The 17486-nt window shown below is 34.7% G+C and carries 18 protein-coding genes; 7 read left to right on the top strand and 11 right to left on the bottom strand.

What is annotated here, in order from left to right:
* Nucleotides 1-13 precede the first annotated feature (13 nt).
* From AC0INN_RS20895 to lpxB, 3 genes are all read right to left on the bottom strand, one after another.
* The gene (locus AC0INN_RS20895) at nucleotides 14-676 is read right to left on the bottom strand and encodes a succinate dehydrogenase cytochrome b subunit (protein ID WP_172280751.1); all 663 of its coding nucleotides are present in this window, start codon (nucleotides 674-676) and stop codon (nucleotides 14-16) included.
* A gap of 146 nt (nucleotides 677-822) precedes the next feature.
* Nucleotides 823-2592, bottom strand: a complete 1770-nt coding sequence (locus tag AC0INN_RS20890) for a ComEC/Rec2 family competence protein (protein ID WP_473046859.1) — start codon at nucleotides 2590-2592, stop codon at nucleotides 823-825.
* Between the two features lie 150 nt (nucleotides 2593-2742).
* Nucleotides 2743-3846 carry a lipid-A-disaccharide synthase gene (lpxB, locus tag AC0INN_RS20885; RefSeq protein ID WP_306614946.1) on the bottom strand — a complete coding sequence of 368 codons (1104 nt, stop codon included), beginning with the start codon at nucleotides 3844-3846 and terminating at the stop codon, nucleotides 2743-2745.
* A 79-nt stretch (nucleotides 3847-3925) separates the two neighbouring features.
* On the opposite strand from lpxB, the gene AC0INN_RS20880 reads away from it, so the two are divergent.
* Together AC0INN_RS20880 and AC0INN_RS20875 are read left to right on the top strand one after the other, a co-directional pair.
* Entirely contained in the window at nucleotides 3926-4435 is a 510-nt protein-coding gene (locus AC0INN_RS20880) for a DUF2480 family protein (RefSeq protein ID WP_172280757.1), read from the top strand.
* A 118-nt stretch (nucleotides 4436-4553) separates the two neighbouring features.
* Nucleotides 4554-5204 carry a DUF937 domain-containing protein gene (locus AC0INN_RS20875; RefSeq protein ID WP_172280759.1) on the top strand — a complete coding sequence of 217 codons (651 nt, stop codon included), beginning with the start codon at nucleotides 4554-4556 and terminating at the stop codon, nucleotides 5202-5204.
* 54 nt (nucleotides 5205-5258) lie between these two features.
* On the opposite strand, the gene AC0INN_RS20870 is transcribed toward AC0INN_RS20875, so the two are convergent.
* The gene (locus tag AC0INN_RS20870) at nucleotides 5259-5378 is read right to left on the bottom strand and encodes a 30S ribosomal protein THX (protein ID WP_172280761.1); all 120 of its coding nucleotides are present in this window, start codon (nucleotides 5376-5378) and stop codon (nucleotides 5259-5261) included.
* Between the two features lie 257 nt (nucleotides 5379-5635).
* Here AC0INN_RS20870 and AC0INN_RS20865 point away from each other — a divergent pair, with 257 nt between their 5' ends.
* On the top strand, nucleotides 5636-6073 hold the full coding sequence (locus AC0INN_RS20865) for an ankyrin repeat domain-containing protein (protein WP_172280763.1): 438 nt from the start codon (nucleotides 5636-5638) through the stop codon (nucleotides 6071-6073).
* 142 nt (nucleotides 6074-6215) lie between these two features.
* Nucleotides 6216-7970 (top strand): aspartate--tRNA ligase, encoded by a 1755-nt coding sequence (gene aspS / locus AC0INN_RS20860; RefSeq protein WP_273649659.1) that lies wholly within the window; start codon nucleotides 6216-6218, stop codon nucleotides 7968-7970.
* Between the two features lie 33 nt (nucleotides 7971-8003).
* On the opposite strand, the gene AC0INN_RS20855 is transcribed toward aspS, so the two are convergent.
* Together AC0INN_RS20855 and AC0INN_RS20850 are read right to left on the bottom strand one after the other, a co-directional pair.
* On the bottom strand, nucleotides 8004-9293 hold the full coding sequence (locus AC0INN_RS20855) for an adenylosuccinate synthase (protein WP_273649661.1): 1290 nt from the start codon (nucleotides 9291-9293) through the stop codon (nucleotides 8004-8006).
* Nucleotides 9294-9376: 83 nt separating this feature from the next.
* On the bottom strand, nucleotides 9377-9946 hold the full coding sequence (locus AC0INN_RS20850; RefSeq protein ID WP_273649663.1) for a Crp/Fnr family transcriptional regulator: 570 nt from the start codon (nucleotides 9944-9946) through the stop codon (nucleotides 9377-9379).
* Between the two features lie 180 nt (nucleotides 9947-10126).
* On the opposite strand from AC0INN_RS20850, the gene ku reads away from it, so the two are divergent.
* The 3 genes from ku to ligD all read left to right on the top strand — a co-directional run bounded on the left by ku (nucleotide 10127) and on the right by ligD (nucleotide 13463).
* A complete protein-coding gene (gene ku / locus AC0INN_RS20845; RefSeq protein WP_273649665.1) occupies nucleotides 10127-10912 on the top strand; it encodes a non-homologous end joining protein Ku in 786 nt (261 codons plus the stop codon).
* Nucleotides 10912-11514: a DNA polymerase ligase N-terminal domain-containing protein gene (locus tag AC0INN_RS20840; RefSeq protein ID WP_273649666.1), complete on the top strand. Its 603-nt coding sequence runs from the start codon at nucleotides 10912-10914 to the stop codon at nucleotides 11512-11514. Before ku ends, AC0INN_RS20840 begins: the two co-directional genes overlap by 1 nt.
* A 71-nt stretch (nucleotides 11515-11585) precedes the next feature.
* On the top strand, nucleotides 11586-13463 hold the full coding sequence (ligD, locus tag AC0INN_RS20835; protein ID WP_273649667.1) for a DNA ligase D: 1878 nt from the start codon (nucleotides 11586-11588) through the stop codon (nucleotides 13461-13463).
* Nucleotides 13464-13528: 65 nt separating this feature from the next.
* Here ligD and AC0INN_RS20830 read toward each other — a convergent pair whose 3' ends face one another.
* From AC0INN_RS20830 to AC0INN_RS20810, 5 genes are all read right to left on the bottom strand, one after another.
* The gene (locus AC0INN_RS20830; RefSeq protein ID WP_273649669.1) at nucleotides 13529-14377 is read right to left on the bottom strand and encodes a mechanosensitive ion channel family protein; all 849 of its coding nucleotides are present in this window, start codon (nucleotides 14375-14377) and stop codon (nucleotides 13529-13531) included.
* A gap of 351 nt (nucleotides 14378-14728) precedes the next feature.
* On the bottom strand, nucleotides 14729-15463 hold the full coding sequence (locus AC0INN_RS20825; protein WP_306614940.1) for an SDR family NAD(P)-dependent oxidoreductase: 735 nt from the start codon (nucleotides 15461-15463) through the stop codon (nucleotides 14729-14731).
* 154 nt (nucleotides 15464-15617) lie between these two features.
* Nucleotides 15618-15992, bottom strand: coding sequence for a preprotein translocase subunit YajC (gene yajC / locus AC0INN_RS20820; RefSeq protein ID WP_172280780.1), 375 nt, complete (start codon nucleotides 15990-15992; stop codon nucleotides 15618-15620).
* Nucleotides 15993-15997: 5 nt separating this feature from the next.
* Nucleotides 15998-16504, bottom strand: a complete 507-nt coding sequence (locus AC0INN_RS20815; protein ID WP_273649674.1) for a DUF1573 domain-containing protein — start codon at nucleotides 16502-16504, stop codon at nucleotides 15998-16000.
* 1 nt (nucleotide 16505) lies between these two features.
* Nucleotides 16506-17411 carry a transcription antitermination protein NusB gene (locus AC0INN_RS20810; RefSeq protein ID WP_172280784.1) on the bottom strand — a complete coding sequence of 302 codons (906 nt, stop codon included), beginning with the start codon at nucleotides 17409-17411 and terminating at the stop codon, nucleotides 16506-16508.
* Between the last annotated feature and the right edge of the window lie 75 nt (nucleotides 17412-17486).

Genomic DNA, 17486 nt, shown 5'->3' with positions numbered 1-17486 from the left:
TAGTATAGTGATATTATTGAGTTATAAAATGATAAATCGCGATGAAAATAAATCCAAAAGGAATAAGGATTGAATACCATGTTCCTATCGCTTTAATTACCGGAGTATATTTTGGATGTCTTGCTCCAATTGACTGAAAAGAAGATTGGAATCCGTGAGCAAGGTGTAGTCCCAATAAAACAAATGAGATTACATATAAAGCTACTCTCCAGATATCTGCAAACTTTTCATGCAATTCCGGCCAGAAACGCTCTGCATCAGGTGCAAGCACTTCTACGTACTTATAATTGATTTCGTGAATCCAGAAATCATAAAAGTGAAGCGCTAAAAAAGCTAATATAACAGCTCCGGAAATGATCATGTTTCTGGACATCCATGTAGAATTCGCAGAAGCATTGTTGGAATCATATTTAATCGGACGCGCTTTATTATTCTTAACTTCCAAAACAAATCCCATAATAAAATGGAAAAGTACTGCGAAACCAAGAATAGGTTGCATTAAGAATTGAACAAAAGGATTATACCCCATAAAATCGGACGCTGTATTGAATGCATCTCGATTTATAACAGATAATAAATTTGTTGTTAAATGCAGTATAAGAAAAATCAGCAAAAACATAGCTGATAATGCCATAGCATATTTTCTACCTATTGTAGAACTCGTTAAACCTGCCATATTAAGTTTAAATTTGAATTTCTACAAAATTAGGAAATGTTAACAATACTGAAAAGTGAGAAATCTCACTATTAGCCAGTTTGTAATCTTTCTAAATAAGATTGTAAAAGCTTAATAAATAAGCGAAAATCAGAGAATGACAAGCATCAATTTATCTCATAAATCTTACCCTTGTAAATAATCTTTTTCCTGGTTACGTCCAGACTTTTTAATTCAGCACTTTTTATTCTTCGTGAAGTACAATAAGGATTAACCATATATTTAATAATTTTCTCCCTGTCAGTGGAGTCTGATATCCAAAACAAGGCTTTATTGCCATATTTAATTGAAAGCACTTTATTTTTTCCTGAATCGTGTATTAAAACCTCATCCTTTTGATTATCTACAATCGTAAAGATAGCTCTTGCAATAAAAAACAAAAGAATAAAACAAATCAGTATCATCCTGTTTTCAAAATTGAATTTCAGTATAACAAACCTCAACCAATAGACAGACACAGATAAAATAAAGACTTCAACAAGATTCATCGGAATATTTTCAAAAAAAAGAGTATCGAAATCAGCAAACCAACGGATACTTGTAAGCAATCCGTTAATCATGATATCATATCCTTGGTTGATCAAATTAAAATCTATATTAAATGCAGCTAAAGCTGCAATAACAAAAGAGCATATAATAATAAGCTCTGAAAAGGGAATTACGATGAAATTAGCAACAATGGAAATAAATGAAAACTGATGAAAGTAGTATAAAACTAAAGGAATTGTTGCAAGCTGAGCAGAAACAGAAACAGATATCGTATTGAAAAGCAATTTTTTAAAATAGCTATCCTGCTTTGGAAAGCATTTTAACAATGGCTGATTCAACCAGAATATTCCTATGACAGCTATAAAGCTTAATTGAAATCCAATGGTAAATAACTGTTGGGAATCCATAAATAAAATGATAAAAGCGGACAAAGCTACAGAATGCAGTACATCTGGTTTTCTCTGGAGTAAAACATAGATAAAATAAACAGTAAGCATAATACATGCCCGCAGAACAGAATTTCCAAATCCAATAAACAAAGCAAACATCCATATAAATATTAAACTCAGTATTACTGTATATTTCCTGAATTTCAAAGGAAGGATCATTCTGAAAATAAAATAAAACAGACCAAAAACCACCATTATATGCGTTCCCGAAATGGCAAGAAAATGCACCAATCCTGATTTGCTGAAATCCTGTATTACCGCTGAATCCATTTCCGTTCGATCAGCAAGGATAATTCCCTTTAAAAACTCCCTGTTTTTAGGAGAGATATTTATTCCGTCAATTTTTTGCAAAACTTCAAGCCTTCTCTGCCGAATAGATTCCTTTAAACTCATATCGTTTCTGGCAACGGATAACAGTTCTCCCGATAGGTACATCTGGTACCTTATATTTTTGCGATTAAGGTAACCGGAATAATTAAATTGAAAATCATATACAGGAGGTTTCAATTCCTGAATAAAAACCCAGCCTTTATAATAGTAATCAAAGTTAAGCTGATGAACATTCTTAGGAATAAATAAAATTGACTTGATGTTTTTTCCTTCTGCCTGAGCAATAACCTCATATTTCTTGTATTTTTCAGTTGAGTTTAGCTTTCTGACTATTTTAAATGTTACAAGTTCCCTTGATTTCATTACATCAGAATTCAAAGGAAACGTATTCAATGAATGTAAAATAATGCCAAGAAAAAAGAACATCAACGCTAAAAAAATTGGTCTGACCCTATGGGAAAGATAGGACCGGAGAAACAAAGCGAGCAAAAGAACTGAACATAGAATTGTTACAATTACAATAAATCTCTTATCAAGTGATACATAGTCCTGAAAAAAGATTCCAAGAATAAAACATATAACAAGAATAAAAAGTGGCTGCTTATTCAATTCGAAAATTTGTGTTACTCAAAAATATTTATTGAGACAAAAATTAGCACATCAAAATTTCAGAATCTTTAAAAGACTATTAAATTCGTTTTAAAAAATAAAAATCGCAGAAAAAAATTCTACGATTTATGTTATTTATTATTGAATATTTCAAACTTTCAAAATCACATCTGCAGCATGATCACTTGCCCCGCTTCCACCGAGCTTTTCTTTTAAAAGAACATAATCATTCAATACTTGTGATCTTTTATTTCCATCCAGTATCTTTTTTAATTCCTCGATTAAATTTCCGGTGTTCAGATCATTTTGGATCAGCTCCTTTACAACCTCCCGATCCATAATCAAGTTTACTAAAGAAATATATTTTATATTTTTAACCAATCTTTTAGCAATAGCATAAGAAATCTTACTTCCCCGGTAACAAACTACTTCAGGAACATTCAGTAAAGCAGTTTCCAGTGTTGCTGTACCCGACGTTACCAAAGCGGCTTTTGAACATCTAAGTAAATCATAGGTTTTATTTGAAACAAAATGCACATTATCATCTACATAAGATTCATAAAAATCTTTTGGTAAACTTGGAGCTCCGGCAATCACAAACTGATACTCTTTAAAAGATGATCTCACAGAAAGCATCATTTCCAGCATTTTTTCAACTTCCTGCTTTCGCGAACCTGGTAATAAGGCAATAATTTCTTTGTCATTTAAGCCGTTTTCCTTCTTAAAAGCATCAATATCGATTTCCTGTAAGCTGGATATAGCATCTAACAGAGGATGCCCTACAAAATGGGAATGAACTCCATGTTTTTTATAAAAGTCTTCTTCGAACGGAAGAATGACCATCATTTCGTCCACATATTTTTTTATGATCTCTACCCTGCCTTCTTTCCATGCCCAAAGCTGTGGTGAAATATAATACACTACTTTTATTCCAAGTTCTTTGGCAAATTTGGCTATTCTTAGATTAAATCCCGGATAATCAATTAAGATTAAAATATCAGGTTGATTATTTTTAATGTCCTCTTTACAGAATTTAATATTATTTAATATCGTCCTGAGATTCATAGCAACTTCCAGAAATCCCATAAAAGCAAGATCACGGTAATGTTTTACAAGGGTTCCTCCCTGCTTAGCCATCAGATCACCTCCCCAGAATCTGAATTCAGCATCCGGATCTTTCTTTTTTAAAGACTTCATTAAATTACTCCCGTGTAAATCTCCTGAGGCTTCTCCGGCAATGATATAATATTTCATTTCTATAATAAGGATAGAGAACAAATTAAAACTTTGTTGGATCTTAATTTGTAAATTTGTTCAAAGATAATGATAAAAAATGTCAGAAGAATTTGAAATCAGAAATAAAGTAAACGAAAGCGGTCTTGTAAATTTTGATCTTGCCACGCTTCTTCCAAAAGGCACAAGAAAAGGAATCGACCTGAAAGATTTTCTTTTTCAGGAAATGATTTTGAAAGAAAAAGAATTTCGTGCACAGGTGGCCGCTATCAATACTGATGAATATAGTGATGCTTACATATACATTTACAATTCGGCAGATGCTATTGTTCCATTGTGGGCTTATTTTGTCCTTACAGCCAAACTTACTGATGTTGCAAAGAAAATAGTCTTTGGTAACCGTGAAGATCTTGAAGTTATTTTAATGCACAATGCAATACAGACTTATGACTTTGATGATTTAAGAGATAAAAGGGTATTGGTGAAAGGATGTTCGGATAAGGAAATTCCTGAGAATGCGTATGTAGAATTGGTAGAACAATTGAAGCCGATCGTAAAATCTCTGATGTTTGGCGAAGCATGTTCCAATGTCCCTATTTTAAAAAACTAAACTCGATACCAGCTGCTTAGAAAAAATAAAAAACTTTAACAGTAATTTTAGATTAAAAAAATTATTAGGGAATATTTTTTGATAACTTTGGTTTATTAACAATTTAAATAAACACAACATGAGTTTAATCGATTTGCTAACAGGAAACACAAGCAACCAGGTTGCGGTACAGGCAGAAAACAAATTTGGAATCAGCAAAAACCAGATTATTGCTTTGTTAGCTGTAGCAGCACCCCTAATTATTTCGTACTTAAGAAATAAATCTCAGGATTCTAAAGAAGCTGAAGCATTAAACAATGCTCTGGATAAAGACCATAACGGAAGTATCCTGGATGATGCTTCACAAGTTGAAGCAAGACAGGCAGAAGGAGGCTCAATCCTTAGCCACATTTTCGGTAACGACAAACAAAATGTTGAAAATCAGTTATCACAAAATACGGGAATTTCCATTGATAAAATAGGTCCTGTTTTGGCAATGCTTGCTCCGGTTATTATGGGCTATATTGGCAAAGAAAAACAACAGAACAATGTTGGAGCAGGTGGATTGGGAGATCTATTGGGTGGAATTCTTGGAAATGCCTCTAATCAGGCACAGGCTCAGCAATCAAGTCCGTTAAATGACATTCTTGGTAGTGTTCTTGGCGGTGGCGGGCAGGCTCAATCGTCAGGAAATCCATTAAATGATATTTTAGGAAGCGTTCTTGGAGGAGGCCAAAAGCAACAACAAGGCGGACTAGGTGGTATCCTGGGAAGTATATTCGGAAAATAATTTAATTTGTATAAAAAAAAGACCGGGGATTTATTTCCGGTCTTTTTTATTCTGTTACTTCTTTGATTTTTCCTCCGAAGTTTCTAATGATTTAGAGGCTTTTCTTGGTCTTCTTTTTCCATAGCTGCCATTATTAATTTTACCTCTTCTTGATTTTTTGTCTCCTTTTCCCATAATAAATTATTTGTTGGTTACGTCTAATGTAAGAAAACTTGTAAAAAAGCACAAAATATTGCCGTTAAAATTTTTATAAAACCAGTATACAAAAGACTAAATTCTCACAAACAACCGGTTAAAAAAAGCAGAATTACATTTTGTCATTATTAACAAATAGCATATATTTTATTTAATTTCAAAAATTGAAATCATAATCATAGTAAATTGTATCAAAAAAATAAATTAACTTTGTGTATTCTTAAAATAAAATTTTCATGAAAAAAATAATCTCTACTACATTGGTTTTCGCAATTTCTATTTTTGCTGGTTCATTATTCGCTCAGCAAATTTCAAGTGAACAGAGAATAGCTTTTCAAACAGATAATATTGAAACATTTAAAAAAGCTTTTCCAAAAGAAGACTACGATAAATGTCTGGGAGAAAAAAATATCAGCTACAATCTTTTGGCGTACAGTGTAAGATTCGACAAAAAAAATATTTTTAATTATTTACTTACAAATAATGTAGACGTCAATAAAATCTGCAGCAATCTAAGTCCGCTTATGGCCGCAGCTAAATTTGGAAGACCTGACCTGGCTAAAATATTATTAAAAAAAGGTGCTTCAAAAAATCTGAAGAATGAAAACGGAGAAACAGCCAAAGACATTTCAGTAAAATATAAACAGGCGGCTCTTACAGAAATTCTAAAATAATTTTCTTAAAAAATATATTCAAAAACTTCCTTTGGGAAGTTTTTTTTATTTATAAGACTTTCAAAAATCTTATCTTTGCACTTTAAAATTCAGACCTTAATGAGTCTGGTATATAAAGTATAATATCTAACATCTAAAACTAATGTTTCGATCGCACACAAACGGAGAATTATCTCTAAAAAATCTTAATGAAGAAGTTACACTTTCAGGATGGGTACAAACTATCCGTGATAAAGGATTTATGATTTGGATAGATCTTCGGGATCGTTACGGAATTACACAATTGGTTTTAGACCAGGATCGCTCTTCAGCTCAATTAATGGAAGAAGCTAAAAAACTGGGACGTGAATTTGTGATTCAGGTTACCGGAAAAGTAATTGAGAGAGTAAGCAAAAATCCTAATATTCCAACCGGAGAAATTGAAATTTTAGTTGAAAAACTAAGCGTTCTTAATGACTCTCAACTTCCACCCTTTACAATTGAAGATGAAACAGACGGAGGTGAAGAATTAAGAATGAAATACCGTTATCTTGATATCAGAAGAAATCCGGTAAAAGATAAATTAATCTTCCGTCATAAAATGGCTCAGAAAGTGAGAAATTACCTTTCCGAAGAAGGATTCATTGAAGTAGAAACACCTGTTTTAATTAAGTCTACCCCGGAGGGAGCGAGAGACTTCGTGGTGCCAAGCAGAATGAACCCAGGGCAGTTTTACGCACTACCTCAATCTCCACAGACATTCAAACAACTTCTGATGGTAGGTGGAATGGATAAATATTTCCAGATTGTAAAATGTTTCCGTGACGAAGACCTGAGAGCAGACAGACAGCCGGAATTTACACAGATCGACTGCGAAATGGCCTTCGTTGAACAGGAGGATGTGATGAATGTATTTGAGGGAATGACCAAAACATTGCTCAAAGATATTACCGGGCAGGAATTCGGAGCTTTTCCGAGAATGACTTTTGCAGAAGCGATGCAAAAATATGGGAATGACAAACCGGATATCCGTTTCGGAATGGAATTCGTGGAGCTTAATGAACTGGTAAAAGGAAAAGATTTTAAAATATTTGATGATGCGGAATTGGTAGTTGGAATTAATGTTGAAGGCTGTGCAGACTATACCAGAAAACAGATCGACGAATTGGTGGACTGGGTAAAACGTCCTCAAATCGGAGCCTCAGGGATGGTGTGGGCAAAATTCCAGAATGATGGCGTAAAAACATCATCTGTTAACAAGTTTTACAACGAAGAAGACTTAACAAAGATCATTGAAAAATTCGGGGCGAAAGAAGGAGATTTGATGCTTATTCTTTCAGGAAATGAAAATAAAGTAAGAGCTCAGCTTTCCGCATTGAGAATGGAACTGGGAAACCGTTTGGGATTAAGAAAAGGAGATGTATTTGCTCCTCTTTGGGTAGTCGATTTCCCACTATTGGAATTTGACGAGGAAACTCAGAGATACCACGCGATGCACCATCCTTTCACTTCTCCTAAGCCGGAAGATATTCACCTGCTGGAAACTGATCCCGGAAAAGCCAGAGCAAATGCTTATGATATGGTTCTTAATGGAAATGAAATCGGAGGAGGATCAATCAGAATTTTCGACAGGGAACTTCAATCTAAGATGTTTGATTTATTAGGTTTTTCAAAAGAAGAGGCGGAAGCGCAATTTGGGTTCTTGATGAACGCATTTAAATATGGAGCTCCTCCTCATGGTGGTTTAGCTTTCGGGTTTGACCGTTTGGTGGCCATTCTTGACGGAAATGAAGTGATCAGAGATTATATTGCCTTTCCTAAAAATAACTCGGGACGTGATGTGATGATTGACGCACCGGCATCAATTGCTGATGCACAGCTGGATGAACTGGAATTACAATTAAATTTAAAAGCATAAATTAAAGCGAGGTTTTTACCTCGCTTTTTTATTTTATACTATCTGAGATATCAGTTTTGAAGTCACCTTTATCATATCTTCCCTGCCAGGTCCTGTAGAAAGATAACTCACAGGAATTTCAAGCTCATTTTCAAGAAATTGAATAAACTCCAATAATTCCTCGGGTAAAGAGGAAGGATCTTTACATTCTGAAAATTCAGTTTTCCATCCTTTCATCCGACGGAAAACCGGACGTGCTTCATCATCAGTCATTAAACCTGACACTACAGTCTGATCTTTGACTTTATAGTGAGTACATATAGCCACAGACTCAAAGCCATTCAAGACATCAGCTTTGGTAATGATCAATTGAGTCACTCCATTAATCATTACAGCATATTTTAAAGCAGGCAGATCCAGCCACCCTACTCTTCGGGGCCGTCCTGTATTAGAACCAAACTCATTACCTGTTTGCCTTATCTTCTCACCTGTTTCGCCAAAAAGCTCCGTAGGAAAGGCACCATTTCCTACCCTGGTACAATATGCTTTTGTAACCCCATAGATTTCGCCTACCTTTTTAGGCGAGACTCCCAAACCGCTGCACGCTCCTGAAGCAATCGTTGTAGATGATGTAACGTAAGGATAGGTTCCGTGATCTATATCGAGTAATGTTGCCTGTGCACCTTCTGCAAGAATTTTTCTTCCACTCTTGATCGATTCATTTAAAAACACTTCAGCTTCTATCCATCGAAATTTTTTCAGAAACTCTATAGCATCGAAAAATGTATCTTTCAGATCTGTTATCGGAGGAAGTATCTGACCATAATCTAACAGCTGCTGATAGTTTCTTTCTACAATATGATTTACTGTTTCATTAAAGTCGGATCTATCAATATCACCCACTCTTAGATTCTGCCGCAGAATTTTGTTCGCATAGGCCTGTCCTATACCATTTTTAGTTGTACCAATTGTATTATAGGATGAATTCTCTTCCATAAATACGTCCCTTAATGTATGTGTGGGTAACACAAGATGTGCCTTCCTAGATACAGCCAGGCGTTTTTCAACCTGAATATTCATATCAAAAGCATTTAGTTTCAAAACTTCCTGCTTGAAATTAACAGGATCCAATACGATCCCTGCTCCGATTACATTGTCTACTCCTTCTATAAATATTCCCGAAGGAAGAGTTTTCAATGTTATTCTTTTTCCATTTCGTTCAATACTATGTCCTGCATTTGCTCCTCCGTTGAAACGTGCGACAATGTCATAATTCCGACTGATCAGGTCAATGAATTTACCTTTCCCTTCATCTCCCCACTGTAATCCTAATACGATATCCATATTTTATAATTTATCTCTTTTTACAGAGCAAAACTATAGCATGAATACGAGGGGGCAATTGTCATTTGACAAGAAAGGGAAATCTATATTATATTTTTTCTGATCCGGCTGAATGAGGAGGGTGTAATTCCGAGATAAGATGCCAACATTGCCTGAGGAACACGGTTTGCCAATCCTGGATAATGATCCAGAAAATGAAGATACCTGGATTTCGCATCCAGGCTCAGCATCGTGCTGGCAACCTTTAGCTTATTCTCTGCTACAAAAGCATGCAACTTAGCGATCAGAACCGGCCAAACAGATATTCTGCTTTCTATGGCTTTAAAATGATTAAAATCTATGGCCCATAAAGTTCCATCCGTAATTGCTTCTATATACTCGTTAGAAGGGGTCTGATTAACAAAACCCTGAAAATCTCCGATAAACCGGCCTTCATAAATAAAATATCGTGTACAATCGTCTCCTTGTTTATTATAATACAATGAACGAAATACACCTTCTTTTACAAAAGCAATCATCTGGCTTATCCTGCCCGCCTCTACAAATACCTCTCCTTTTTGGATAGTTAGTTCCTGTACTCCAACAGCAATCAGGTCTTCCTCTTCTTCACTTAGTTCCGCGAATTTCCTTATGTAACTGAATAGCTCTTTCATTCTTTATTCATTAGTATTTTAAAGATATACAAATACTTTTTATTCTCAATTGTCAATTGAGAATAAAACAAAAACACATTTTTCTTTTTACATTTTATAAAATCATAATAAAGTACCACATTACGTAAATATTTTTCATACGGCACAATCATTGTACGTTATCTAAACAAACATAGTACAATGAAAGCAATCTGGAATGGCGCCATTGGCTTTGGCTTAGTAAATATCCCTGTTAAAATATATTCAGCAACAGAAACCAGCAAACTGGATCTTGACATGCTGGATAAATCTGACTTTTCTAATATTAAATTCAAAAGAGTTAATGAAAAAACAGGGAAAGAAGTAAAGTGGGAAAATATTGTGAAGGCTTACCTGATGGAAGACCGGTATATTGTTCTCGACGATGAGGATTATGCAGCGGCAAGTCCTGAAAAAAGCAAAATATTATCGATCGACCAGTTTGTAAAAGAATCTGAAGTAGATAGTGTTTATTTTGAAAATCCATATTTTCTTGAGCCCCAGAAAAATGGGGAAAATGCTTACAGGCTTCTCATGAAAGCTTTAACAGAAACCGAAATGGTAGGTGTAGGAACATTTGTATTGCGCGAAAGTGAAGCAATAGGGATGATCAGGCCATACAAAGAAGAGGTTCTTATTCTCAACCGATTACGCTTTGATCAGGAAATAAGAGATTACCATGATTTAAAAATCCCGGCTAAAAAAGCTCCTAAACCTGCAGAATTAAAAATGGCAGTAAGCCTTATTGAGCAGCTTTCCCAGAAGTTTGATCCTACGATGTATAAGGATACTTACTCTGAATCACTCATGAAGATCATTAAACAGAAAGCTAAAGGTAAGAGTGTTAAGGCTCAGAAAGCTGAACCTGCAAAAGAAGGAAAAGTAATTGATTTGATGGCTCAATTAAAAGCCAGTTTACAAAGTTCAAAATCTAAAAACGCATCCTGATGGCTCTTAAAGATTATAACGAAAAAAGGAAATTTAACGAAACAAGTGAGCCTAAAGGCAAAACAAAAAAGAGTAAGGATCAGCTTATTTTTGTCATCCAAAGACATGCGGCCTCACATCTTCACTATGATTTTCGTTTAGAGATGGAAGGGGTTCTAAAAAGCTGGGCAGTTCCTAAAGGTCCTTCATTAGATCCAAAGGATAAACGTCTGGCTATGATGGTTGAAGACCATCCTTATGACTATAAAGATTTCGAAGGAAATATACCCGAAGGAAATTATGGAGCCGGACAAGTCGAAGTCTGGGATAGTGGAACTTATGAACCTTTAGAGAAAGACAGCAAGCTTTCTGACGAAAAAGAATTGTTGAAAGAACTTCATTCAGGATCTTTGAAATTTATTTTACACGGTAAAAAGCTGAAAGGTGAATTTGCTTTGGTAAAAATGAAAAACACGGAAGGGAATTCCTGGTTACTCATAAAACATAAGGATGACTTTGCAGAAGCTGGCTATAATGCCGAAGACAATACCTCTCCCAAATCTTTGGTGACAAAATTCTTAGAGGAAAAAAAAAGCCCAAAAAACAACAAAAAGAAGTCATAACATCAAAGCCTGAATTTAAAAAATTCAATGCATTAGCTGATGAAAAGAAGCTTACCTCTTTCATTAAGCCTATGTTGGCGAAGTCCTATGAAAAAGCATTTGATTCCCCGGAATGGATCTTTGAAATCAAATGGGACGGCTACAGGGCTATAGCCGATCTGAGCAAAAATGATCCTTTATTTTATTCAAGAAACGGAATTTCTTTTTTATCAAAATTCAGAAAAGTTACCCAAGACTTTAGTCTTCAAAAGCAAAAAATGATTTTGGATGGAGAAATTGTGGCCTATGACGAAAACGGAAAGCCCAATTTCCAACTATTACAACAGATTGGTGATAATCCTGATCTCGCCCTTGTATATCAGGTTTTTGATCTGCTTTGGCTGAATGGTCATTCTACCGAACAACTCCCATTATTGCAAAGAAAAGAGCTGTTAAAAGAAGCATTGGTAGAAACAGAAATGATTAAATATTGTGACCATATCCCTGAAAATGGAATCAGTTTTTTCAATCAGATGGAAAAAATGCAACTTGAAGGCATGATCGCAAAAAAATCCGATAGCCAGTATGTTGAAAATCATAGAACTTCTGATTGGTTAAAAATAAAATTCACCAGTACTGAAGAAGTCATTATCTGTGGATTCACAGAACCCAGAGGTTCCAGAAAAGGCTTCGGAGCATTGATATTAGGAAAATATAAAGGTGGAGAGCTCATTTACTCCGGACATACAGGAACGGGATTCAATAGTGAATCTTTGCATCAACTTCATCAGCGTTTGGAAAAGTTAACCATAAAAAATTCACCGTTTGACAAGATCCCCAAAACCAATATGCCAGTCACATGGGTAGAACCGAAACTGGTTTGTGAAATCAAATATTCTGAAATCACCAAGGACGGAATTTTCAGACATCCTGTTTTTATCACGATCCGGGAGGATAAAAACCCGGAAGAAATCAATGATTCCGCCAATAAAGTGAACCAAAAAAATGAAAAACCTAAAAAAATGAAAGCCACCACATCATCAAAAAATACAGAAAAAGAAAAGGAAGTTACTTTAGATAAGCATAAAGTAAAATTGACAAATCAAGATAAAATATATTTTCCGGATGATGATATATCAAAAGGAGATGTAATTGAATACTATCAATCCGTTGCCAGATATATTTTACCGCATCTGAAAAACCGTCCGTTATCCTTAAACCGTTTCCCAAACGGAATTGAAGAACAAGGTTTTTATCAGAAAGATGCCAGTGACAATACTCCGGAATGGGTAAAAACAACACAGGTTTATTCTGAATCCAACGATAAGTACATTGATTATATCTACTGTAATGATAAAGCCACACTCGCTTATCTTAATAATCTAGGTTGTATAGATCTCAACCCTTGGAACAGTTCACTCCCTGATCTTGAACATCCCGATTATTTAGTGCTTGATCTCGATCCCTCTAAAAAAAATACATTTGATGATGTTATTGAAACCGCTTTACAGGTAAATGAAGTACTGAAGTCAATTAAAGTGAAAGGGTATTGTAAAACATCAGGAAGTACCGGAATTCACATCTATATTCCTATGGGAGGTAATTATGAATTCGATCAGGTAAAGGATTTTGCTCATATTGTCATGAAACAGGTCAATGAAAAACTTCCTAAAATAACCACCTTAGAAAGAAGCCTTCAAAAAAGGGATGATAAGAAAATCTATCTGGATTACCTTCAAAACAGAACAGGACAAACGTTGGCAAGTGCTTACAGCTTACGTCCAAAACCGGGAGCTTCGGTTTCTATGCCGATTGCATGGGAAGAATTAAAGCCCGGATTAAAACCTACAGATTTCAATATCCACAACGCACTTGACAGGATTAAAGAAAAAGGAGATTTATTTAAACCGGTTTTAGGAAAGGAAATAGATATGATGAAGGCATTAGATTTATTGCAGAATTTAGGATAAATCAACGCCTTGATGAAATAAAAAAACCTGCATTTTATCAATGCAGGTTTTTCATTATAAGGTTTTTAGTTATTATTAAATACATGTACATCCCTTTGTGGAAAAGGAATTTCAATTCCTGCCTTATCAAGGGCTGCCTTACAAGCTATAATCAATTCTTCATTCATTGCCCAGAAATTTTCATTAGTGGTCATTACCCTTACAGACAAATTCACTGCACTATCTCCTAGCTCGGTAACAACTACTTGTGGCGCTGGTTCCTTAAGAGCATATTCATTCTGATGTATTGCCTCCAGCAGTATTTCTTTAGCTTGCTTTAGATCTGCATTATAAGAAACTCCTATATCAAACCACGTTTTTCTTGTTCCCAACTGCGTATAATTGGTAATACTCTTGTTAGAGATTTCACCATTAGGGATTACGATCAACTGATTCTGAGGCGTAATAAGCCTTGTATGGAAAACGTCTATTGCATTTACCGTTCCGGATACTCCGGAACTTGCCGAAATAAAGTCTCCGATCTTAAATGGTTTTAATAATAAAATAAGAATGCCTCCCGCAAAATTCGTTAAAGATCCCTGTAAAGCCAATCCAACCGCTAATCCGGCAGCACCTATCATGGCGACAAAGGCTGAAGTCTGTACTCCTAATTGTGTAACCACTACAATAAAGAGCAGGATATTAAGTCCCCAATTGATAATATTTAATAAAAAAAGCTGTAAGGACGGCTCCATATTACGCCTTTTAAAGGCTTTTTCAACAAGTCTTTTAATCATCCTGATCATCCACGATCCTACCAGATATATCAGGAATGCTGAAATCACAGCTGTAATAATTTTCGGTGCCCATGCAATAGCTGAGGTCAAGAAGGTGTCCCACTGTTGTTGAACGTTGTCTAATTTTAAATCATCCATTTTTGTATTTATTTAAATTGATATGTTATTTTTCTGATAAATCCTGAAACGATCCACATACCATAAAAAAATTAACCTTAAACCCTGGTTTAAAGTAATCTATATAATAAAAAGTATTGGATAGCAGAACGACCTGTTCAGGTGCACTCAATGATCATTTTTCGAAATTTATTCAGGTAAAAGAATCATTTCAGATTTTAAAAATACTGAAAAAAAGAATGATTTCCAATTTCTATACCGTACTCCTTTTTTGAAAAAGAGTAGTCTTTTTGAGACTTAAAAATTAAAAATAAACAGATTTAAGAGTTTAATTAAAATTTATTTAGAAAAATAAAAATTCAGCGAAAAATATCATGGTAATTTTGCCACCATACTTTCAGGCAAAATTTTCAAAATAAAATAAATAATTTTCCATTTAAAATTCGGGACTATAGTAAATGAGCTCCCTGCATTGACCACAAATTCCGCAACATAATCCGGTTCCATTATCAGGGATTCCGTAAGCTTAAAACCTGTATTCATTTTAGTACGAATATATCCAATGACCAATGCATTGACAATAATATTTCTTGAAGATAATTCCTGTCGGAGACCGGCTAAATATTGTGTGAAGGCAGATTTTGTGCTTCCATATATAAAATTGCTTTTTCTTCCTCTTACTCCGGAAAGTGAAGAAAGTCCGATAATTCTCTCAAGGTTATTATTACTTTTGTCCATAGCAATAATATTAAGAATTGAAACCCCACCCATATAGTTTACCTGCATCATCTGGTATGCACCTTTAAAATCAAGCAAAGCATTTTGATTTTCAACCAGAAATCCGGCTGCATAAACTACAATAGCAGGTTTTATCACCAGGTTATCATAAAATTGCTGATGCGAAGCAAAATCGGAAGCATCAAAATATATAATCTTAATGTTCGCTTGATCTAATTGATTTTCTTTAACAAAATTTTCCAGCGAGTCCGTATTTCTGGAAGCCGCAATTACGGAGTATCCTTTTTGCAGATACTGCTTAAAAGATTGTTTTGCAACATCAGAATTTGCTCCTAAAATAAGAACTGTTTTGTGTATATTTTGCTTCATAGGACAAAGATAATTTAAAACTATAAAAATAGTAAGGATTTAATGCCAACAGGAATTTATTGGTTACCATTTTTGTCGGCTTATCTCTATATAAAAGACCGGCGCGGTGAACAAAGTTCGCCGCGCCGGTTATATTATCTTTTAAACTAAAAAATTATTTCTTTTCAGTATCAATTTCTTTTTTCTCAGCAGTTTTTTCAGCTGCTTTAGTTGCTTTTTCTCCAAAACGATTGTCTGTAAATTCTCTTGATACAGCCGCTTTTTCGAACTTTAACTTTCCTGATAATGTTTCAATAACAAAACCATCATCCTGGATTTGAGCAATTCTTCCATGAAGGCCTGAAGTTAGTACTACCCTGCTTCCTACTTTCAGATTTTCCTGAAAGGTTTTCTCCTGCTTCTGTTTTTTCATTTGTGGCCTTATCATTAAGAAATAAAAACCTACAAACATCACACCCATCATGATCAGCATCATTGAAGATGATCCTCCTGCCGGCTGTGCCTGTAAAAAAATGGTTAATGTATTCATTTTAATTAAGGTTGAATATTCGCAGTGAATGTTAATTTAATTGGAGATTTTTCTACGTTCGCATATACGTCAGCATATTTCTGAACATTTCCATCGAAACTTGAAGAATCAAAATGTAAGGTAATCTTTCCTTTTTTACCTGGTAAAATAGGCTCTTTAGTAAAGTCAGGAGCTGTACATCCACATCCAGGCTTAACTTCAGAAATTACCAATGGATTTTTACCTGTATTGGTTACTTCATAAACATGCTCTACTTTATCTCCTTTTTTGATATTTCCAAAATCGAAGTTGCTTTCAGATAAAGCAAGTGAAGTTGAAGGTTGGTTAGATTGAGCCGGAGTTGCCGCTTCTGTTGTTGCAGGAGCTACCGCAGAATCAGCGGGAGTTGTTGCAGCAGCAGAGGAATCTGTTGCTACAGATTCAGCAGTTTGAGCCTCTTTGTTTTCTTTTTTACAAGAAACTAAACCAAAGCCTATAATAGACAAAGCGATAATTGATAACGTCTTTTTCATGTTAAATTCTATTTTGATCTTTACAATATTTATCTAAAATTCCGTTAATGAAGATATTGGATCTGTCTGTAGCAAATACTTTAGCAATTTCAATATATTCATTGATAATAACTCTTGAAGGTGTAAAAGGAAAATTATCAAGTTCCGATATAGCGGTAGACAAAATAACTTTATCCATTAAAGAAACTCTTTCCAAATCCCAGTTTTCCAATCTTTCACTTAGTTTCTTTTCATTATTTTCCCAATTGTTCAAAGTATCTCTTAGAAGTTTAGCTGCAAAAGCCTTATCATCTTCATCCTTGATCATTTTGATTAATGTTCTGCTTTCTTCATCTTCTTTCAGAAATCCAATTGTCTTTTGAACCATTGAATTGGAAATGTGAATATCATCAGACCAGGTGAGTTCCTTGTCTCCAAGGTAATCATGAAAATCTTCATTTTCAGCGATATAGCGCAAAAATAATTTTCCGATAAACTTCTGGTCCTCTTCAAAAGAATATTCTTCTACTTTCATGAAATCCTGGTAACGTTTCCCTGCTGTAATTCTCTGGAAAGTTTTTACCAATAGATCATCATGTAAATCCCATTTCAATTCTTTATGTTGCCCTGTAAAGAATAGCCTCTCAGGGTTTTCCTCTAGTTTGATCAACACCTGATTGTTAATAAATTTCTGGTTGGGATTAATATCAGAATCTGTTTTCAGATATTTTTTCTTCCCAATTTCCATCTGGTTTTCAGCAAGCGCCTTTAGACCTACTAAAAAATTCAGTTGGTAAATATAGAGATGATAGATTTTCTCTATACCCGAAAACATGTTTTTCTCTAAAACATCAAATTTAATCGGATTCTGGTAGTATGAATACACATTTTCCACCACTTTTTCACGGATTTGTCTTCTTCCTAACATTCAAAGAGCTTTTTATGGGTGCAAAGATACAAAATTTAAAATTTATCGAATTCGTAGTGTGAAGGTATTTTTGTA

It is taken from the genome of Chryseobacterium subflavum, from assembly GCF_055762745.1.
The sequence above is the reverse complement of the archived record's forward strand: the minus strand, read 5'-3'. Positions and strand labels throughout refer to the sequence as shown.